Genomic DNA, 19,225 nt, shown 5'->3' on the forward strand with positions numbered 1-19,225 from the left:
CGCCCCTGGCGCGCCGCCACCGGAACACCGCCGGGTCCATGGCACGTTGGCCGCGACGTACCCGAACGCGGAGGAGCAACGGCATGGCGACCCGGCTCGGTCTCGGTCTTCCCCAGATGCGGCAGTACTCGATCGGCAAGGACGTCCCCGACGTGGCGCGCGCCGCCGAGGACATCGGCTACGACAGCCTGTGGGTCTTCGAACGGGCCCTGTTCCCGGAGCCCGCCACCCAGGGGCTCTACAACATCGACGGCCTGCCCTGGCCCGACCAGTACCGGTCGGTGGCGGAGCCGCTGGTCACCCTCACCCTGGCCGCGGCGGCGACCCGGCGGGCCGAGCTGGGCACCAGCGTGCTGATCGCGCCGCTGCACCTGCCGTTCCAGCTCGCGAAGGCGCTGGCCTCGCTGGACGCGGCGAGCGGCGGCCGGGTGCTGGCGGGCCTCGGCACCGGCTGGTCCCTGGACGAGTACGCGGCGGCCGGCGTACGGCCGTTCGAGGAGCGCGGCAAGGTGCTGGACGAGATCATCGACGTGTGCCGCGCGGTCTGGGGCCCCGACCCGGTCGCCCACGACGGCACCCTGACGAAGATCGCCCCGGCCGTGGTGGGACCCAAGCCCGCGCGGCCGATCCCGATCCTGCTGGCCGCGGGCAACCGCCGGGCCTGGCGGCGCCTGGTGGACCGGGCCGACGGCTGGCTGCCGGTGAGCACCGGGGCCGAGCGGGTCGCGGCCGACTGGCGGCGGCTGCGGGAGCTGGCCGAGGAGCGGGGGCGTACGGCGCCGATCCGCACGGTGCTGCGGGTGAACACCACCCGCCTGCCGAAGCCCTACGAGGGCGCCGACCGGCGGCCGTTCCAGGGCAGCGTCGACCAGATCGTGCAGGACCTGGCGGAGCACGCGGCCATCGGCCTGGACGAGATCCTGATCGATCTCCAGGGCACCGCGCGGGACGCGGCGGAGCTCACGGACGTCGCCGCGGAGGTCTTCGAGAAGGCGCGGGCCGCCGGGGTCTGAGGCCGGCCGCCCGCGCCCCGGCCGGGTCCCCCGGGGAACCCCGGTCCCGGTCCGTCCCGCGCCGGTCAGTCCTCCGGGAGTTCGACCGGGGCGATCTCGTCGTAGACGTCGCCCGGGCCGGGGTTGGTCGCGTCGGTCGCGCCGCCGAAGTGGTGCATGACGCCCCAGACCGCGTTCAGCGCGGTCTGCACGGCCCCCTCGGCCCAGCCGGCCGTCCAGGAGATGTCGTCGCCCGCCAGGAAGATGCCCCGCTTGTCCGCGGGCAGCCGGTCCTGCATGAAGTGCGTGAACAGGCGCCGCTGGTAGCGGTAGTGGCCCGGCAGATTGGCCTTGAACGCGCCCATGAAGTAAGGCTCGTTCTCCCAGGAGACGGTCACCGGGTTGCCGATGATGTGCTTCCTGATGTCGACGTTCGGGTAGATCTCGCCGAGCGACTTCAGCATGACCTCCATCCGCTCGTTCGCGGACAGCGGCAGCCACTTCAGGCTGTCGTCGCACCAGGTGTACGACAGGCAGATCACGGCGGGCTTGTCCGGGCCGTCGTCGAGCAGGTAGGTCCCGCGCGTCATGCGGTCGGTGAGCGTCATCGACATGACGTCCCGGCCCGTCGGGTTCCCCTGGTCGTCGACGGCCTTGTCCAGCCAGAACGGCCGGTCCACGGGGACGAAGAGCTTGCTGGACTCCATGTAGTGGGTGCGCTCGATCGCGGTCCAGTGGTCGATCGGGAAGAGCGAGTCGTCGCAGTCGATCTTGGACAGCAGCATCCAGGACTGCGCGGTGAAGATCGCCGCCCGGTAGGTGCGGATGTCACCGCCCGCGTCGGTCACCGTGATCCGGTTGCCCGCGGTGCGGTGCAGCCGGGTCACGGCCGGGCGCGGCTCGCCGCCGGTGTGCAGGGACTTCAGCGAGGTGCCGTGCGGCCAGTGCACGATCTTCTCCGGCTCGCGCTCCCACAGCCGCAGCGGCAGTTGCTGGGAGCCGCCGACGATGCCCCGGTGGTGGTCGTCGGCCTCGGTGTAGACGACGCGCAGGATCTCCAGGATGGAGTTGGGGAAGTCGGTGTCCCAGCCGCCGGTGCCGAAGCCGACCTGGCCGAAGATCTCGCGGTGCCGGAAGGACTTGAACGCCTCGGAGTCGCAGAGGAAGCCGTAGAAGGTCTGGTTGTCCAGCTTCTCCACCAGCTTCGCCCAGATCTCGCGGATGCGCGGGACGTCCCGCTCGCGCATGGCGCGGTTCATGTCGGAGAAGTCGGCGCCCTCGTCCAGGCACTTGTTCCAGGCGTCGGCGACGTCCCGGTACACCTGGGGCAGGTCGTCGATGGTCTCGGCGTAGTGCGTCTCGCCCTTGAGGTCCACGACGGTCGACGGGGTCGCCTCGGCCAGCGGGTTGGGGAACGGCTTGGTCGTCAGGCCGACCAGGTCGATGTAGTGCTGCAGGGCCGTGGAGGACGGCGGGAAGCGCATCGCGCCCAGCTCGCAGTTGAGGTCCTCGTCGCAGCCGTCGAAGCCCACCGTGCGCAGCCGGCCGCCGAGTTGGTCGGCCTCGTAGACGACGGGCCGAAGGCCCATCTTCATCAGCTCGTAGGCGGCGACGATGCCGGACAGACCGCCGCCGATGATCGCGACCTCGCTGCCGTGCTCGGTCGCGGGGATCTGCCCGAGGCCCGCCGGATGGGCGAGGAAGTCGTCGTAGGCGTAGGGGAAGTCCGGGCCGAACATGGTGATCGGCGGCTGCTGCGCGTCGCTGTGCTCGACCGCGTTGGGCACCGTGGACGTCATGGGGTACGGACTCCTTGCACGAAGAACTCTGGGAAAGCCGAGGGGGTCGGCGGACGTCAGACGAGGGACCCGTACAGGCCGGGGCGACGGTCCGCCAGATACGGGTTGGCCTCGCGGGAGGCCGCCAGGAAGGCGGGGTCGGCGTCGGCGCACACCAGCTGCTCGGCGCGCCCCGCGCGGGTGCGGGCGACGCCGTCGGGACCGGCGAGGACGGACAGCCCGACGAACTCGAACTCCCCTTCCACACCGACCCGGTTGACGTACGCGACGTACATCTGGTTCTCGAAGGCGCGCACCGGGATCATCGACTCGGCGACGAACTGGTAGGGGTGCATCTGCGCGGTCGGCACCAGCAGCAGATCGGTGCCGGCCAGGGCGTGGGCGCGGACGTTCTCCGGGAACTCGACGTCGTAGCAGATCAGCAGGCCGATGGTGAGGCCGTTCAGCCGGGCCTGGACGAGCTGTCGCTCGCCCGGGGTGAAGTGCTCGCGCTCGAAGCAGCCGAACAGGTGCGTCTTGCGGTAGTTGGCGAGCCGGGTGCCGTCGGCGGAGATCAGCTGGACGGAGTTGTGGACGGCCGCGCCGGCGCGCTCCGGGTAGCCGTAGGCGATCGCGACGCCGTGCCGTGCGGCGATGTCCGCGACCGCGTCGGCGGACTCGCCGTCGGCGCCCTCGGCGAGACGGCCGATGGCGTCGCCGATCGCGTAGCCGGTGAGGAACATCTCCGGGGTGGTCAGCAGCGCGGCGCCCGCGGCGGCGGCCCGGCCCGCCGCCTCCTCCAGGACCGCGAGGTTCCCGGCGACGGAGCCGGGGCGGCCGGAGCTCTGGAGCAGGGCGGTGCGCATGCGTCTACCTCACCGGTCACAAAAGGGGGGTTCGGGGTCAGGTAGACGGTACGGTCGGCGCGCTCGGCCGGACAAGGAGCAGCCGTTGCGCGCGGGTGCGCGGTTCGTTGCGTGCGAGGAGGCCGGGGCGGCGATTCGTTGCGCGTCCCGGCGGACCGGCGGCCGGCCCGGGGACGGAACGGACATCCCCGGCCCACCGGTGAGCCGCCCGGGGTGCCGGCGGGCGCCCCGCGCGCGGGCGGACCGGGGTTACTTGCCGGTGCCGACCGGGTCGACGGTGATGGCGGGGCCGCCCTCGGTGACGGGCACGTTGACGCCGGCCCGGAGGACGGTGGAGTGGGTCTCGTTCGGCGGGGTGACGACGAGCTGGGTGAAGGTCACGCCGGAGCCGCCGGAGTTGTTCGGCGGGTAGTGCAGGGTGAAGCGGGTCTCCGCGCCCGGCTGGAGGGTGACCACCGGGGCGGTGAGCTTGCTGCGGGAGGCGCTGACGGTGCCGTCCTTGCCCTTGAGGTCGACGCCGGGGAAGCCGTGCAGGGTGCAGTTGGCCGAGCCGGTGTTCTTCATGTTGACGATCAGTTCGCCCTCGGCCATCGCGCCGGAGGTGCTGAACGCCAGGTGGGCGGTGGTGCACCCGGCGCCGGACGCGCGGCCGGTGCCCGTGGCGGCGTGCCCGCCGCTCGCCTGGCCGCCGTTCTGGCCGGCGCCCGTGGAGCCGCCGTTGCCGCCCGAGCCCTGGGGGGAGGAGCTCTGGGTGCCGGAGCCCTGGGAGCCGGAGGCGCCCGAGGGGGCGCTCGACGCGGCGGAGTCGTTGCCGCCGGAGGAGCCGTTGTCGCTGCCGCCGCAGGCGGTGAGGGACAGACCGGCGGCGACGGCGACGGCGAGCAACGAGAACTTCTGGACGCGCATGATTCCCCTTAAGCGGTACCGGTGACGTGCTGCTGGTTGAGACATGCGCGGCCGACGGCGGGTTCCGGCCGACACCGGTCCCCTACATGGCTGTTACAAACACTAGAGGTCGCGCAGCCGGTCCACGATCTCGCGCAGCAGCCCGGGATCGGCCGCCGGGCCGCCGGCCGGGGCGCGGCGCGGCGGATCGATGCGGACGAGGCCCGCCTCGGCGAGGTCGCCGAGCACCACCCTGACGACGGTCAGCGGCAGATCGGCGTCCGCGGCCAGCTCCGCGACCGGGCGCGGGCCGCGCCGGACCAGCTCCAGCAGGGCGGCTCCCGCGTGGTCGACGCCGGCCTCTGCGGCGTCCGTCTCCCGGGCGGTGACCCGGGACATCAGGTCGATGGCGTGCCGGTCCGAGGGCCGGGTGCGGCCCCGGGTCACCGTGTAGGGGCGCACCATCGACCCGGTCTCGTCCTCGTACCAGTGCTCGTCGCTCACGGCGGGATCACGGGGTGGCACGGGCGGCCGCGTCCAGATGACTGCCGAGACGGCGGACCAGCAGGGCCATCTCGTGGGCGAGCTGGCCGACGTCGGTGCCGGCCTCGCTGAGCACGGCGAGCCTGCTGCCGCTGCCGGCCGGGGTGATGAACAGATACGCGTCGTCCAGCATGACCATGGTCTGCCGCACCCCGCCGGCCGCGAACCGCTCCCCCGCCGATCTCGCCAGTCCCCGGCCGTCGCGCTGATGGCGCTGTGGGGCTTCGCCATGGTGTCCGTCACCGCCGAACTGCGCGCGCTGATCCGGGTCCAGGGCGTGTACGACGACTTCAGCACCGGTCACCCCGAACCGCAATGGCGGACCACCGTCGCCACAGGTCGGCCCAGTGCAGCGCAGCGCCATCGAGGGCGGCCGGGCCGAGGACGGCCCGGCACCAGCGGGCGGGGAGGACTTGGGGCCCTGACTTGTCTGAACAAGTCAGGGCCCTGTGCGCCTGCCTGCGATGTCCCGGCGGTGAACGCGCGAGGAACATCGGCCCCTGAATCCCCGCACACTTGCGGCTCGCCCCGATCCCGGCGGAACGTCGATTAGGCTGGTCACGCTGTGCACAGCCGGCTACGCAGAGGGGAAGCATGACAGCGCGACACGAGGAGATCGCCGACGAGCTGCGGCGCGCGATCGGCCGCGAGGAGTACACGGTCGGCGGCCGGCTGCCCTCGGAGTCGGAGCTGGCCGCGCACTACGGCGTCTCCCGCGGCACGGTCCGCCAGGCCGTCGCCGCCCTCACCGCCGAAGGCCTGATCGGCTCCCGCCAGGGCGCCCGGCGCGTGGTGCTCGCCAGCCGACGCAGCCAGAGCTTCGAGGAGCTGCGCAGCTTCGCCCAGTGGGCCCGCGCGATGGGCCGCGAGGCCACCGGCCGGGTGGTCTCCCAGGGCTACCGCCCGGCCGGACACGAGGACGCCGCACGCCTCCAGCTGCCGCTGCGCACCCCCGTGCTGCACGTGCTGCGGGTGCGCGGCCTGGACGGTGAGCCGGTGCTGATCGAACGCACGGTGTACGCCGACTGGATCTCCCCGGCCGTCGAGTCCATCGAGCCCGACTGCCCCTCCGTCACCCAGCGCCTGTACGACGACACGGGCCTCGTCTTCGCCTACGGCGAGCACCTCATCGACGCGGTGGCGTGCGGCGCGCGCGACGCCGAGCTGCTGGGCGTGCGCCGCACGAGCCCCCTCCTGCGGGTCCGCCGGGTGACGACGACCCGCGAGGGCCGCCCGGTGGAGTGGTCGGACGACCGCTACCGGCCGGACGCGGTGACGTTCAGCGTGCACAACTCCATCGGGAACAACGCGCTGACACGGAAGACGGCGAAGTAGCCGCCGGGCCCGCGGCCCCCGGGCCCCACTACCCCGGCGCCCCCGAGGAGAACCGGCGCAGCAGCGGCGACAGCACCAGCACGGACTTGGTCCGCTCCACGAACGGCTCCCCGGCGATCCGCTCCAGGACCCGCTCGAAATGCCGCATGTCCGAGGCGAACACCTGCGCGATGGCATCCGCGTCCCCGGTGACCGTCGACGCGGCCACCACCTCCTGGTACCGCTCCAGGCCCCGCTGGATCGTCTCCGGCGACGTGTTGCGCCGGCAGTAGATCTCGATGTACCCCTCGGTCTCCCAGCCGAGCGCCGCCGGATCCACCCGCACGGTGAATCCGGTGATGGCTCCGGTGGCCCGCAACCGGTCCACGCGGCGTTTGACCGCGGGCGCGGACAGTCCGACCAGTTGCCCGATGTCCGCGTAGGAGCGGCGGGCGTCCTCGGCGAGGGCGTGCACGATGCGTTCGTCGAGATCGTTCAGCACAGGGGGTGGTTCACTTACTTCGTCGATCGGTTCACTTCTCTGCCGCCACCGCGAGGTCCTCACCGGTCGCGAGGCGGGAACGGCGGAAGCCGTACACGAAGTAGAACACGAGCCCGACCGCCAGCCAGACACCGAACACCGTCCAGGTCACGACGGACAGGCTGCCCATCATCCACAGGCAGAAGACGAAGCCCAGCGCGGGCAGCAGCGGCGACAGCGGCACCCGGAACCCGCGCCGCATGTTCGGCCGCGTCCAGCGCAGCACCACGACGGCCACATTGACGAGGGCGAAGGCGAACAGCGTGCCGATGCTGGTGGCGTCGGCCAGCTGCCCCAGCGGGATCGCGGCCGCCAGGATGCCGCAGAACAGGGACACGATGACCGTGTTCGCCCGCGGGGCGCCGCTCTTCGGGTGGACCCGGGCGAAGACCTTGGGCATCAGACCGTCGCGGGCCATGGCGAACAGGATGCGGGTCTGGCCGTAGAGCACGGTCAGCACGACGCTGGCGATGGCGATGACGGCGCAGAAGGCCAGCAGGGTGGCCCAGAAGCTCTGCCCGGTGACGTCCTTCATGATCTGCGCGAGCGCGGCCTCGGAGTCGTTGAACGACCGCCAGGGCCGGGCGCCGACGGCGACGGCGGCGACCAGCACGTACAGGCCCGTCACGATGACCAGCGACAGCATGATCGCGCGGGGCAGGTCGCGCTGGGCGTTCTTCGCCTCCTCACCGGCGGTGGAAGCGGCGTCGAAGCCGATGTAGGAGAAGAACAGCGTGGCGCCCGCCATGCTGACGCCCGTCATCCCGAGCGGCATGAACGGGGTGTAGTTGTGTGCCTTGAAGCCCATGAAGCCGATGGCGCAGAAGAGGACCAGCGCCGCGATCTTCACGCACACCATGACGGTGTTGGCCCGCGCGGACTCCTTGGCGCCGCCGAGCAGGAACACCATCGCGAGCAGGACGACGATCAGCGCGGGCAGGTTGAAGACGCCGCCCTGGCCGGGCGGGGCGGACAGCGCGGCCGGGACGGTGACGCCGATGGTGCCGTGCAGCAGCTCGTTCAGGTACTGGCCCCAGCCGACGGCCACGGCGGCGACCGAGACGCCGTACTCCAGCAGCAGGCACCAGCCGCAGACCCAGGCGATCAGCTCGCCCATCGTTGCGTACGCGTACGAATAGGAGGAGCCGGAGACCGGGATGGTGCCGGCCAGTTCGGCGTAGGACAGGGCCGAGAACAGCGCGGTGAGCCCGGCGATCACGAAGGACAGGGTGACGGCCGGGCCGGCCTTGGGGACCGCCTCGCCGAGCACCACGAAGATGCCGGTGCCGAGCGTGGCACCGATGCTGATCATGGTCAGCTGCCACAGCCCGAGGGAGCGCCGCAGCGATCCGCCCTCGCCCTTGCCACCCTCGGCGACCAGGAGTTCCACGGGCTTGCGGCGCATCAGGCGGGCGCCGAGGCCCGGGGCGGCCGGGGCCGGCGATGTCTGGTTGTGCGGCGGGGCGCCGTGATCGAGCACGCGCTGGCTCCTCGTTCGATGCGGTCGACGCGCTTGCCGCCGCCGATGCCGTGAGTGGCGCCGAAGACAGCTGCTGACGCCGGGTACAGCGCAGCACACTACGAGGCGGGCCTTCGCGGAGGTAATGCAGCAACCTTGCGTACACCCGCATGATCGTTGCGTTCCACCGTACGTCACGGCGGAACGTTGTGCTCCGGCTGCCAAACGTTGCGCAACCGCCGCGCATCGGGCCGGGCCGGACAAGAGCGTCGAGACCCGGATATGCCGACGGCCCTCGCCGCTCCCACCAGGGGGAACGACGGGGGCCGCGGGGGCGCGGAAGGAGACCGGGAGGGCTCCCGGAAAGGGTCAGCCCCAGCTGGCGTGCAGCGGCTTGCCCTCGGCGTAGCCGGCCGCGCTCTGGATGCCGACGATGGCCCGCTCGGCGAACTCCTCCAGGGAGCCCGCGCCGGCGTAGGTGCAGGAGGAGCGGACGCCCGCGATGATCGAGTCGATCAGGTCCTCGACGCCCGGGCGGGCCGGGTCGAGGAACATTCGCGAGGTGGAGATGCCCTCCTCGAACAGCGCCTTGCGGGCGCGGTCGTACGACGACTCCTCCGACGTGCGGTTGCGCACCGCGCGCGCCGAGGCCATGCCGAACGACTCCTTGTACGGGCGGCCGTTCGCGTCGTGCTGGAGGTCGCCCGGGGACTCGTAGGTACCGGCGAACCAGGAGCCCACCATCACGTTGGAGGCGCCGGCCGCCAGGGCCATGGCCACGTCGCGCGGGTGCCGGACGCCGCCGTCGGCCCACACGTGCTTGCCGTACTTGCGCGCCTCGGCGGCGCACTCCAGCACCGCGGAGAACTGCGGGCGGCCCACGCCGGTCATCATGCGGGTGGTGCACATGGCGCCGGGGCCGACACCGACCTTGATGATGTCCGCGCCCGCCTCGATCAGGTCCTTGACGCCCTCGGCGGAGACGATGTTGCCCGCGGCGATGGGCACCTGCGGGTCGAGGGCCCGCACCACCTTGATCGCGCTGATCATCGACTCCTGGTGGCCGTGCGCGGTGTCGATGACGAGGGTGTCCACGCCCGCGTCGAGCAGCTGCTTGGCCTTGCCCGCCACATCGCCGTTGATGCCGACGGCGGCGGCGATGCGCAGCCTGCCGTTCGCGTCCACGGCCGGGGTGTACAGCGTGGCGCGCAGGGCGCCCTTGCGGGTGAGGATGCCGGCCAGCCTGCCGTCCTTGTCGACGGCCGGGGCGTAGCGCCGGTTGTGCGTGTCGAGGGTGGTGAAGGCCTCGCGCGGGTCGATGTCCGCGTCCAGCAGGAGCAGGTCCTTGGACATGACCACTTCGAGCTGGGTGAAGCGGTCGACCCCGGAGAGGTCCGCGTCGGTGACGACGCCGATGGGGCGCTGGTTCTCGTCCACGACCACACCGGCGTTGTGCGCCCGCTTGGGCAGCAGCGCGAGGGCGTCCGCGACGGTCTGGTGCGGGGCCAGCACGATCGGGGTGTCCAGCACCAGGTGGCGGCTCTTGACCCAGGAGACGACCTCGGTCACCACGTCGATCGGGATGTCCTGCGGGATGACCACCAGCCCACCGCGGCGGGCCACCGTCTCGGCCATGCGCCGCCCGGCGATGGCGGTCATGTTGGCGACGACGAGCGGGATGGTGGTTCCCGTGCCGTCCGGCGAACTGAGGTCCACACCCTGCCGCGAGCCCACCGCGGAGCGGCTCGGCACCATGAACACGTCGTCGTACGTCAGGTCGTACGTGGGCCGGATGTCATTGAGGAAACGCACGTGCTGCACATCCCAGTCGTTCAGAGGCGACCCCCCGACGGGTGCGCCGAGGGGAAAAGAGCACGTACTTCATTCTCCCATGCCCTCCCCCCGATCCCGCCCGGTCGAAACCTCCAGGGTCCCCGGGGCGGTCTTCGGAGGATCCACCGAAACGAGGATCTGACGCGGCCGGTCACCGCAGCGCGGCGCGGGCCGCTTCCAGGAACGCCTCGCGGGCCGTGTCCAGCGTGTCCGGGCGACCGCCGCGCCGGACCTGGTCCACGAGCGCGGTGGCCGCGACAGCCACCTCGGCCGGCCCTTCCAGCAGCACCAGGTCGTGGGCGCGGCGCAGGTCGGTACGATCGCCGGGGCGGCCCTCACCGGTACGGCGGGTCTCGGTGACCGCGCCCGCCGCCTCCAGGAACCGGACGTACGCCTGGCGCCGCTGGTCGACCAGCCGCCCCGCCCGCTGCTCGGCGACGCTCAGCCGCAGCGCCTCCAAGGCCGCCTCGGCCTGCCGCTCCCCCGCGGCCCGGGTGGACCGGGCCGAGATGACGCTGCCACCAAGTGCGGATCCGGCACCGATCAACGCTGCCAGCAGGGCGATGAGCCACTCGTTCATGGAGGGCATTCTGCATGGACACGGCATCCGACCGGGGCGTTTCGCACGACCTCGTCACGATCGCCCCACCGTCCGGTGAGTCCTGGCGGACCCGCCCGGTCCGACCGCGCTCGGCGAGGGCGCGCCATGGGGCGGAGAGACACCGCCGTGCTCAGCCGAGTCCCAGCCGCGCCCACACCCGCCGTGCCGCCGCCCGGTGTTCCTCGGCCTGTGCTTCCTGCCCGGTGCCTTCGGCGAGGTCGGCAAGGGCATCCAGAACGCGGGCCTCGTCGCGGGCGCCGTTCACCGCGCGTGCCGCCTCCAGTGCCGCCAGGTACCGTGCGCGCGCCTCGTCGGTGCGGTCGAGCCGGGCGTACACCCCGCCGAGGGCGAGTTCGACGCGCCCGGTGAGCCGGGTGCGGCCGCCCGCGGCGAACTCCGCGCGGGCCCGCTCCAGCAGTTCGGCGGCGCCCTCCCATTCCCCGAGCCGGGCCAGTGCCTCGCCCCGTCGGTACCGCTGCAGGGTGGCGCCGTAGGCGTTCCCGATCTCCTCGTGCACCGCCCCGGATGCCTCGAACTGTGCCGCCGCGTCGGCCCAGTTGCCGCGCGCGGAACTGAGCATGCCCAGGAACTCCCGGGTGGAGGCGGCGAGTCTGCGTTCGTCCGGCGACGTGCCGAAGGCGGCCTGGACGGTCGACCACGCCTGGGACAGCTGCTGCTCGGCCTCTTCGAACTCGCCCTGCTCCCAGAGCGGCCTGGCCAGCTGGCAGCGCATGCGGACCAGCGTGCGCGGTTCGGCGGCCTGCTGTGCGGCGGCCACGCCCGCGCGGAAGGCGTCGATGTGATCGCCGTGGTGCGGGTTCTGGAGGAAGTGGGTCCACAGCGGCTCGCACAGCGCCGGCACCTCCGCGAGGCCCCACTCCCCCGCGGTCGCGCTCGTGCGGGCGATGCGGACACAGCCGAACAGCGCGTGCCGTTCGGCCTCCAGCCAGTGGTACGCCCGGGCCGCCGAGTCGCCCGGCGCGTCTACGGACCGTTCGAAGAGCACGTCACGGGTGCCGGGCACCGGCCCGACCTCGGCCGCCGTCTTCAGGCGCGGTCCGGCAGCTGCAAGGTCCGCGCGCTGCGCCTGGCGCACGTACCAGAGCACGAGCCGGTGCAACGCCTCCGCGCGCTCGGCCTGGTCTCCGTATGCCTCCGCGCGGCGGCGGGCGTGGGCGCGCAGCAGCTCCGGAAGGCGCTCACGGCCGTCGGGGTCGCGGCCGTCCAGCAGCCCGGCCGCGCGCAGTTCGTCCAGCGCGTCCTCGGCCGTGTCGAGGCCCCGGCCGAGCAGGGCGTCGACGGCGGCAAGGGTGAAGGAGGGGGCCGGGAAGCGGGCCAGCAGCCGGTAGAGGAGGGCCGCGTCGGGGCCCAGGCTTTCGTACGCCGCGTCCCACACATGCTCCACCACGGGGATACCCTTCTCCGTCAGTTCGGTGTCGAGCCGGTCGAGCAGCCGGGCGAGCGGCCGCTCCCGGTGGCGGCGCAGCCACTTCCCCGCGATGTGCAGCGCGGCCGGCAGCCCCGAGCACAAGGCCAGCAGGCGGCGCGTCTGCTCCGGCTCGGCGGCCAGCCGCGTGTCCTCGGTGACCAGCTCGAGCAGTCGCAGCGCGTCATCAGGGTCGAGCGGGGCCAGCGGAAACTCGGTTGCCGCGCCGGCCTCCAGGTCGTACAGCGGCCCATGGCTGGTGACGATCACCAGACTGTCGCCCGAGGCGGGCAGCAGGGGCTCGACCTCGGTGCCGTAACGGGCATTGTCGACGATGACCACGAGCCGTTTGCCGTGGGTCAGCGACCAGTACTGGCGGGCCCGCTGTCGGAATTCGGGCGCGACCCACTCCGCCTTCAGGCCGCGCAGCAGCTCGCCGAGGACGTCGGCGACCTCCACGCCGCCGTCGCACCGCACGTCGTCCAGATCGACGTAGAGGACGCCGTCCGGATGCTGCTCGTGCAGGGCGCGGGCCAGGCGGAACGCCAGCTCGGTCTTGCCGGTGCCGGGGTAGCCGCGCAGCAGCAGGCACAGCGGGCGGGTACCGCCGTCCGTCGTCCGCCGCTCCATGACCAGTTGCCGTGCCCGTGCCTGTTCCCGCTCACGGTCCACAAAGTGCGCCGGCTCCGCCGGAACCTGGTACACCACGTCTCGCCGACCCCCGTACCGCATCGCTCCGTTTCCCAGGAGCCTAGCGGCAAGGGCGAGTTGACGTGCCGTTATGCCAGGCATCCGCATACCCGGCCGCCCTCACCCCAACGCCAACGCCACCGTCACGGGGGCCGGGTCCTCGCTCGCCTCGGTGAAGATCTGCCGGGCCACCCGCCATTCGTCGGGGTGGGCTTCCGCGTACCGCTCCCAGCCCGTGACGACGAGCAGCAGGCCGCGCTCGGCCGCCGCGGCCGGCCAGACGGAGGGGTCGCAGAGGCTGTCCAGGAGCGCGTCCCAGTTGCGGCCGAACCAGTCGGGCAGGGCGAGGGCCCGTGCCACGGCGTCCATCAGGGCGGCCTTGTCCGCGACCCGGGAGAGATCCAGGGCGACGACCGCGCGGTCCGTGGGTCGCCGGGTCATCTCAGCACCGCCCGGAACGAGTCGTAGTGGTCATCGGTGTAGTAGAACTCCCCGCCCTGTCCCGTGATGACGCGGCGCGCCCCGCGGTCGCGCGAGCCGGGGGTCGGCACCGTGTACTCGTGGTAGTAGCCGCGCTGGTGCTTCGGCAGGTGTTTCTCGTAGTTCCCGAAGACGATCCCGTCGCGGGAGTAGGGATAGGGCCCGCCCCGGTCGATCAGGGCCAGGGTCCGCCGGGCCTCGGGAGGCAGCCGGGACTCGGGCACGGTGGCCATGCCCCTGGCCCACCCGGGAGTGGCCACGGCGGCGGACGACGGGCCGCCGCTCGTCCCCGCGCCGGTACCCGTGCTGGTGCCCGTGGCGCACCCGGCGAGCAGCACGGCGAGGACGACCAGCAGCCCCGCGAGCACACGGGACGGGGCCCGGCCGGGCGATCGGGACCATCGGAACTTCAGGGGGACGTACCGCGACACCATGCGGACGATGCTTTCACGACCGGCCGGCCCGGACGACCCGTGCCCCGCGGAAGGCGGCGGAGGCGAGGGCGGTCGGCGGCCGTCTCGTCCGCCGGCCCCCCTCACCGCCGCTCACTGCCCGTCGGGGTCCTGCCGACTGAGCGCGGGCTTCGGCGACGGTCCCGCGGTCATCAGGTAGTCCGCGGCCGAGGTGTCCGTGACCAGGCTGGTGACCAGCCCGGACCGCAGCACCGCGTCGATCGCCGCCGCCTTGCGCTGACCGCCGGCGATCGCCACGACCTCCGGGATACGGCGCAGCTGGTCGGCCTTGACGGTGATGCACCGCTCCCCCAGGTCCCGACCGATCCGGCGCCCCTCGGCGTCGAAGAGGTGCGCGGCCATCTCGGCGGCGACACCGAGCGAGGCGTAGTGCGCCCGCTCCTCGTCGCTGAGCATGTCGTGCACCGTCGAGATGCCCGGCTCCCAGGAGCCGATGGAGACGCAGGCGACCGTGACCTTGTCGAAGTACTCGAAGGCGCGGGCGATCCCGGTCTGGTTGCGCAGGGCCGCCGCGGTGGCCGCGTCCGGCAGCAGCATCGGCGCGTAGATCGGGTGCGCGTCGCCGCCCGAGACCTGGGCGGCGCGGCGCACGGCCTCGACCGAGCCGCGCTCCGAGGTGCCGGCGTCGTACACACCCGTCAGCTGCACCACCGTGCACGGCGGCAGCCGGTCGAGCGCGGCCGCCATGTGGATGGTGGACCGGCCCCAGGCCAGCCCCAGCACGTCCCCCTCGTTGACCAGCTCGCCGAGCAGGTCGGCCGCGACCTCGCCGAGGTTCTCCGGGTCGGGGGTCTCCTCGGCCTCCGCCGGGGACTCGACCACGACGGCGTGCCTCAGGCCGTAGCGGGCACGGAGCGCGTCGGAGCGCTCGGCGTCCAGCTCGGCCGGCACGCGGATCTCGATGCGTACGAGATCCCGTTCGAGAGCCGTCTCCAGGACCCGGGCCACCTTGAAGCGGCTGACGCCGAACTCCTCCGCGATCTGGATCTTGGACTTGCCCTCAAGGTAGAAGCGGCGGGCCATGGCCGCCGCCTGGACCAGCTCAGCGGGTCCCATCCGCATGGCTGACCGGCCCGCCGACATACCCGACACGGCGATCTCCTCACTGCTGTTCACACTCTGGATTCGCCGTTCATCCTTGCAGATCCGGCGCAACTGATCCGCCCTGATGGGCGGCGTTCTCTCAACCGTTCACGCAGCCGTGGCTCAGTGGTCGCATGCCCAGGACGCCCCGGCGGTGGCCGCCTCCGCCTGAGCGCGCAGGGCACGCACCGCGTCCGCCGGGTCCTTCGCCCCGTAGACCGCCGAGCCGGCGACGAACACGTCGGCGCCCGCCTCCGCGCACCGCTCGATCGTGGCGGCCGAGACACCGCCGTCGACCTGCAACCAGAGCTGGAGGCCGTGCTTGCCGATCAGCTCACGGGTGCGCCGGATCTTCGGCAGCATGATGTCGAGGAAGGCCTGGCCGCCGAAGCCCGGCTCGACGGTCATGACGAGCAGCATGTCGAGTTCCGGCAGCAGGTCCTCGTACGGCTCGATGGGCGTCGCGGGCTTGAGCGCCATGGAGGCGCGCGCGCCCTTGGCGCGGATCTCGCGGGCGAGCCGCACCGGGGCGGCGGCCGCCTCCACGTGGAAGGTGACCGACGAGGCGCCCGCCTCCACGTACTGAGGGGCCCAGCGGTCGGGGTCCTCGATCATCAGGTGGCAGTCCAGCGGGGTGTCCGTCGCACGGGCCAGGGACTCCACCACCGGCACGCCGAGCGTGAGGTTGGGGACGAAGTGGTTGTCCATGACGTCGACGTGGAGCCAGTCGGCGCCCTGGACAGCCTTGGCCTCCTCCGCCAGGCGGGCGAAGTCGGCGGACAGGATGCTGGGGTTGATCTGCACGGCCATGCCCCAAGACTGCCATGTCCGGGGCACTGATGTTCGCGCCGGTCCACAGGCGAGACCGTTCATCATACTGATCTGCTGTTTGTCTGATGGTCCGGACGCCCCTGTGGACAACCGACGGCGACGGAACCGGCGCACGCGGTGAAATGGTGCCCGCGCCGCTCCTCGCGACCGTCAGCCGGCGGTCTTGCGGATCAGCGCCAGATACATCGCGTCAGTGCCGTGCAGATGCGGCCACAGCTGGATGTCCGGGCCCTCGCCGAGCGCGGGGACACCGGGCAGCAGCGGCCGGGCGTCGATCAGTTCGGTGTCCGGGTACTGCTTGAGCACATCGGCGACGACCGCCCGGGTCTCGGCGAGGTGCGGGGAGCAGGTGGCATAGCCGACCACGCCGCCGACGCGCACCGAGTCGAGCGCGGTCCGCAGCAGGGCGCGCTGGAGGGGAGCGAAGTTGTCCAGGTCCTCGGGGCGCCGGCGCCAGCGGGCCTCGGGCCGCCGCCGCAGCGCGCCGAGCCCGGTGCACGGCACGTCCACCAGCACCCGGTCGAAACTGCCCGGCCGCCACGGCGGCCGGGTGCCGTCCGCGGCGATCACCTGGTACGGCCCCGGGTTGCCGGCCAGCGCCTTGGCGACCAGACCGGCCCGGTGCGGCTGCTTCTCGGAGGCGAGCAGCGCGGCACCCCGCTCGGCGGCGAGCGCGCCCAGCAGCGCGGCCTTCCCGCCGGGTCCGGCGCACCCGTCGAGCCACCTGGTGTCCGGCCCCTCCAGGGGGGCGTTGGCCAGCGCGAGGGCCACCAGCTGGCTGCCCTCGTCCTGCACCCCGGCGCGCCCCTCGCGCACCGCCTCGACCGCGCCCGGCTCACCGCCCTCGGCCAGCCGCACGGCGTACGGCGACCAGCGCCCGGGCTCGGCGGCCTCCTCGCGCAGCAGCTCCTCGGTGGTGGCCCGGCCGGGCCGCGCCACCAGCGTCACCCGCGGCCGCTCGTTGTCGGCCGCGAGCAGCTCCTCGATGCCGGCGCGCCCGCCGCCCAGCGAGTCCCACAGCGCGGAGACGACCCAGCGGGGGTGCGAGTGCACCACGGCGAGGTGGTCCTCGGGGTCCTCGTCGTACGGCGGCGCGACCTTCTCGACCCATGCGTCGAGATCGTGCTGCGCCACCTTGCGCAGCACCGCGTTGACGAACTTGGCCCGCCCGTCGCCCAGCACGACCCGGGCGAGTTCCACGGTGGCGGACACGGCGGCGTGGCTCGGGATGCGCGTCCCCAGCAACTGGTGCGCGCCCAGGCTCAGCACGTCGAGCACCGGCGGGTCCACCTCGCGCAGCGGCCGGTCCACGCATGCGGCGATCACCGCGTCGTACGTGCCCTGCCGGCGCAGCGTCCCGTACACCAGCTCGGTGGCGAGCGCGGCGTCGCGCGCGTCGAAGTCGCCCTTCTCCCGCGCCTTCCGCAGCAACGGCGGCAGCACGAGATTGGCATAGGCGTCCCGCTCGTCCACCGCCCGCAGCGCGTCGAAGGCCAGGATGCGGACGGGGTCCTTCTTGGGACGCCGGTAGGGCTTGGCGGGCTTACGGCCCCGCCGCGACTGCTCGCTCACGAAAAAGGTGCTCCGGAGGTGAAAGGGGGTGTGCCGCCAAGCCTACGTCGGCGGAGGTGAGCGGGGGTGCGCGGGGAGCGCCGGCCGGCGAGCAGGCGGCGTGGACGCGCCCCGCCGCCGTACCGGCCCCGTCAGCCGCCCAGGGTCTCGCCCTCCGTGATCCGTACCCCCCGGGCCCAGTCGGCCGCGCGCATCGGCTTCTTGCCCTGGGCCTGGACCCAGAGGAGTTCGACGGCGTAGGAGCCGGTGCCCACGTGCACGCTGTTCTTGCCGGCCGCGAGCCGTCCGGGCGCGAGGCCGGCCCGGTCGGGCACCGGGGTGACCTGGATGAGCTTGAGCCGCTCGCCGCGGAAGGTGGTCCAGGCGCCGGGCGCCGGGGTGCAGCCGCGCACCACCCGGTCGACGCGCAGCGCCGGCGTCTCCCAGTCCACCTGGGCGTCCTCGACGGTGATCTTCGGCGCGAGGGTGATGCCCTCGGCCGGCTGCGGCACGGCCTTCAGGGTGCCGTCCTCGATGCCGTCCATGGTGGCCGCGAGCAGCCCGGCCCCGGCGAAGGCCAGCCGGGTGAGCAGGTCGCCGCTGGTGTCGGTGGGCCGGATCTCCTCCGTCACCGTGCCGTACACCGGGCCGGAGTCCAGGCCCTCCTCGATGAGGAAGGTGGACGCGCCGGTGATCTCGTCGCCCGCCATGATCGAGTGCTGCACGGGCGCGGCCCCGCGCCAGGCGGGCAGCAGCGAGAAGTGCAGGTTGACCCAGCCGTGCGCGGGGATGTCCAGGGCGACGCGGGGCAGCAGCGCGCCGTAGGCGACGACCGGGCAGCAGTCCGGGGCGATCTCCGTCAGCCGGGCGAGGAACTCGGGGTCCCGCGGCCTGGCCGGCTTCAGCACCTCGATGCCGGCCTCCTCAGCCCGCTCGGCCACGGGCGACGCGACCAGCCTGCGGCCCCGTCCCGCGGGTGCGTCGGGCCGGGTGACGACGGCGGCCACCTCGTGCCGCCCGGAGGCGAGCAGGGCGTCCAGGGCGGGAACGGCGACCTCGGGGGTACCGGCGAAGACGAGCTTCATGGGCGGGATCGGGCCTCTCGGGCGGGGATCGTACGGGCAGCGCACCAGTCTATGACCGCCCGTGAACCGGCACTCCGCGGAGCACGACGGCGCGCGACTCGCCCGGCTGCCGGGCCGGCTGGACGCCGGGCGGCGCGCGGGCGGACGAACGGCGTACGCATATGCCTGCACGCCCCCACCCCGTGACCAGCGGAGCGCACAGGCGTTGGTCAAGAAAGAGTTGACCACATAGGGCCGCTTCAGCCGCCCAATTCCTTTCAACGCCGGTTCGAGAGGCTTGTTCATGGCCGACCACGCAACCCACGACGCCCAGGCCCGGGCCAGCCTGCACTTGCTGGTGCGGGACATCGAGCGGGTCCGCCGGCAGGTGGACGCACTGCGCACGCTCACCGCCCAGTTGGGCAACGTCTACCGCCCGCGCCGCACCGGCCCGTCCACGGGCTTCGTCGTCTACGGACGCGCCCCCGCCCCCACGGTCCGTCTCGCCCAGGAGCTGCGGGACAGCGTCGAGACACTGGTCACGGCCGCCGTGGACTTCGACCGCTCGCTCGGTTTCTCCTGGGACGCGGTGGGCTCGGCGCTCGGCGTCACCAAGCAGGCGGTGCACCGCCGTTACGGCGCCCGCCGCGCCGCCGCGCAGGCGGCCACCGAGGCCGAGCGGACGCCGGAGTCGTCCGGCACCCGCACGCTCAGTGTGAACGCGGGCCTGCCCCCGGTGCCGACGGTCCCCGCCGCCCGTTCCATGCCGACCCAGCCGACCGCGGGCAGCCCGACCCTGCGCGAGGACGCACGCC

The 19,225-nt window shown here is 73.0% G+C and carries 18 protein-coding genes and 1 pseudogene; 3 read left to right on the forward strand and 16 right to left on the reverse strand.

Annotation, left to right across the window (positions count from 1 at the left end):
• The first annotated feature begins 83 nt into the window (after positions 1-83).
• Positions 84-1,013 (forward strand): TIGR03619 family F420-dependent LLM class oxidoreductase, encoded by a 930-nt coding sequence (locus FRZ03_RS34495; RefSeq protein WP_146469004.1) that lies wholly within the window; start codon positions 84-86, stop codon positions 1,011-1,013.
• Positions 1,014-1,078: 65 nt separating this feature from the next.
• Here FRZ03_RS34495 and FRZ03_RS34500 read toward each other — a convergent pair whose 3' ends face one another.
• From FRZ03_RS34500 to FRZ03_RS34520, 5 genes and pseudogenes are all read right to left on the reverse strand, one after another.
• Positions 1,079-2,791, reverse strand: coding sequence for a flavin monoamine oxidase family protein (locus FRZ03_RS34500; RefSeq protein ID WP_146469005.1), 1,713 nt, complete (start codon positions 2,789-2,791; stop codon positions 1,079-1,081).
• Positions 2,792-2,847: 56 nt separating this feature from the next.
• Entirely contained in the window at positions 2,848-3,636 is a 789-nt protein-coding gene (locus FRZ03_RS34505) for a carbon-nitrogen hydrolase family protein (RefSeq protein ID WP_146469006.1), read from the reverse strand.
• A 249-nt stretch (positions 3,637-3,885) separates the two neighbouring features.
• Positions 3,886-4,542, reverse strand: coding sequence for a DUF4232 domain-containing protein (locus FRZ03_RS34510; RefSeq protein ID WP_146469007.1), 657 nt, complete (start codon positions 4,540-4,542; stop codon positions 3,886-3,888).
• 102 nt (positions 4,543-4,644) lie between these two features.
• Entirely contained in the window at positions 4,645-5,025 is a 381-nt protein-coding gene (locus FRZ03_RS34515; RefSeq protein ID WP_261399473.1) for a DUF742 domain-containing protein, read from the reverse strand.
• Positions 5,026-5,032: 7 nt separating this feature from the next.
• Positions 5,033-5,254, reverse strand: a pseudogene (locus FRZ03_RS34520) (roadblock/LC7 domain-containing protein); the annotation flags it as partial.
• 404 nt (positions 5,255-5,658) lie between these two features.
• Here FRZ03_RS34520 and FRZ03_RS34525 point away from each other — a divergent pair.
• Positions 5,659-6,399 (forward strand): GntR family transcriptional regulator, encoded by a 741-nt coding sequence (locus FRZ03_RS34525; protein ID WP_146469008.1) that lies wholly within the window; start codon positions 5,659-5,661, stop codon positions 6,397-6,399.
• 28 nt (positions 6,400-6,427) lie between these two features.
• Here FRZ03_RS34525 and FRZ03_RS34530 read toward each other — a convergent pair whose 3' ends face one another.
• From FRZ03_RS34530 to fmt, 11 genes are all read right to left on the reverse strand, one after another.
• On the reverse strand, positions 6,428-6,880 hold the full coding sequence (locus FRZ03_RS34530; protein ID WP_023552128.1) for an Lrp/AsnC family transcriptional regulator: 453 nt from the start codon (positions 6,878-6,880) through the stop codon (positions 6,428-6,430).
• A gap of 31 nt (positions 6,881-6,911) precedes the next feature.
• Positions 6,912-8,399, reverse strand: coding sequence for an amino acid permease (locus FRZ03_RS34535; RefSeq protein WP_146469009.1), 1,488 nt, complete (start codon positions 8,397-8,399; stop codon positions 6,912-6,914).
• Positions 8,400-8,747: 348 nt separating this feature from the next.
• On the reverse strand, positions 8,748-10,190 hold the full coding sequence (locus tag FRZ03_RS34540; protein ID WP_186785788.1) for a GuaB1 family IMP dehydrogenase-related protein: 1,443 nt from the start codon (positions 10,188-10,190) through the stop codon (positions 8,748-8,750).
• Between the two features lie 172 nt (positions 10,191-10,362).
• The gene (locus FRZ03_RS34545; RefSeq protein ID WP_146469011.1) at positions 10,363-10,791 is read right to left on the reverse strand and encodes a hypothetical protein; all 429 of its coding nucleotides are present in this window, start codon (positions 10,789-10,791) and stop codon (positions 10,363-10,365) included.
• 151 nt (positions 10,792-10,942) lie between these two features.
• Complete coding sequence (locus FRZ03_RS34550) at positions 10,943-12,946, reverse strand: tetratricopeptide repeat protein (RefSeq protein WP_146469012.1); 2,004 nt, start codon at positions 12,944-12,946, stop codon at positions 10,943-10,945.
• A gap of 102 nt (positions 12,947-13,048) precedes the next feature.
• Positions 13,049-13,369, reverse strand: coding sequence for a barstar family protein (locus FRZ03_RS34555; protein WP_146469013.1), 321 nt, complete (start codon positions 13,367-13,369; stop codon positions 13,049-13,051).
• The gene (locus FRZ03_RS34560; RefSeq protein ID WP_146469014.1) at positions 13,366-13,842 is read right to left on the reverse strand and encodes a guanyl-specific ribonuclease; all 477 of its coding nucleotides are present in this window, start codon (positions 13,840-13,842) and stop codon (positions 13,366-13,368) included. Before FRZ03_RS34560 ends, FRZ03_RS34555 begins: the two co-directional genes overlap by 4 nt.
• 111 nt (positions 13,843-13,953) lie before the next feature.
• A complete protein-coding gene (locus FRZ03_RS34565) occupies positions 13,954-14,997 on the reverse strand; it encodes a sugar-binding transcriptional regulator (RefSeq protein WP_146469015.1) in 1,044 nt (347 codons plus the stop codon).
• A 90-nt stretch (positions 14,998-15,087) separates the two neighbouring features.
• Entirely contained in the window at positions 15,088-15,774 is a 687-nt protein-coding gene (gene rpe, locus FRZ03_RS34570; RefSeq protein WP_146469016.1) for a ribulose-phosphate 3-epimerase, read from the reverse strand.
• 171 nt (positions 15,775-15,945) lie between these two features.
• Complete coding sequence (locus tag FRZ03_RS34575) at positions 15,946-17,367, reverse strand: RsmB/NOP family class I SAM-dependent RNA methyltransferase (RefSeq protein WP_146469017.1); 1,422 nt, start codon at positions 17,365-17,367, stop codon at positions 15,946-15,948.
• A gap of 131 nt (positions 17,368-17,498) precedes the next feature.
• On the reverse strand, positions 17,499-18,431 hold the full coding sequence (gene fmt / locus FRZ03_RS34580) for a methionyl-tRNA formyltransferase (protein WP_146469018.1): 933 nt from the start codon (positions 18,429-18,431) through the stop codon (positions 17,499-17,501).
• A 283-nt stretch (positions 18,432-18,714) separates the two neighbouring features.
• Between fmt and FRZ03_RS34585 the strand changes: the two genes are divergently transcribed.
• On the forward strand, positions 18,715-19,225 hold a 511-nt coding region (locus FRZ03_RS34585; protein WP_146469080.1), incomplete at its 3' end, for a hypothetical protein.

Source organism: Streptomyces misionensis (assembly GCF_007896895.1).
GTDB lineage: Bacteria > Actinomycetota > Actinomycetes > Streptomycetales > Streptomycetaceae > Streptomyces > Streptomyces misionensis_A.

Bases quoted from the DNA above. Each gene is read 5' to 3' on its own strand.
- FRZ03_RS34500 (WP_146469005.1), bottom strand. From the start codon at position 2,791: ATGACGTCCACGGTGCCCAACGCGGTCGAGCACAGCGACGCGCAGCAG.
- FRZ03_RS34560 (WP_146469014.1), bottom strand. From the start codon at position 13,842: ATGGTGTCGCGGTACGTCCCCCTGAAGTTCCGATGGTCCCGATCGCCC.
- FRZ03_RS34525 (WP_146469008.1), top strand. From the start codon at position 5,659: ATGACAGCGCGACACGAGGAGATCGCCGACGAGCTGCGGCGCGCGATC.
- fmt (WP_146469018.1), bottom strand. From the start codon at position 18,431: ATGAAGCTCGTCTTCGCCGGTACCCCCGAGGTCGCCGTTCCCGCCCTG.
- rpe (WP_146469016.1), bottom strand. From the start codon at position 15,774: ATGGCCGTGCAGATCAACCCCAGCATCCTGTCCGCCGACTTCGCCCGC.
- FRZ03_RS34555 (WP_146469013.1), bottom strand. From the start codon at position 13,369: ATGACCCGGCGACCCACGGACCGCGCGGTCGTCGCCCTGGATCTCTCC.
- FRZ03_RS34545 (WP_146469011.1), bottom strand. From the start codon at position 10,791: ATGAACGAGTGGCTCATCGCCCTGCTGGCAGCGTTGATCGGTGCCGGA.
- FRZ03_RS34505 (WP_146469006.1), bottom strand. From the start codon at position 3,636: ATGCGCACCGCCCTGCTCCAGAGCTCCGGCCGCCCCGGCTCCGTCGCC.
- FRZ03_RS34495 (WP_146469004.1), top strand. From the start codon at position 84: ATGGCGACCCGGCTCGGTCTCGGTCTTCCCCAGATGCGGCAGTACTCG.
- FRZ03_RS34510 (WP_146469007.1), bottom strand. From the start codon at position 4,542: ATGCGCGTCCAGAAGTTCTCGTTGCTCGCCGTCGCCGTCGCCGCCGGT.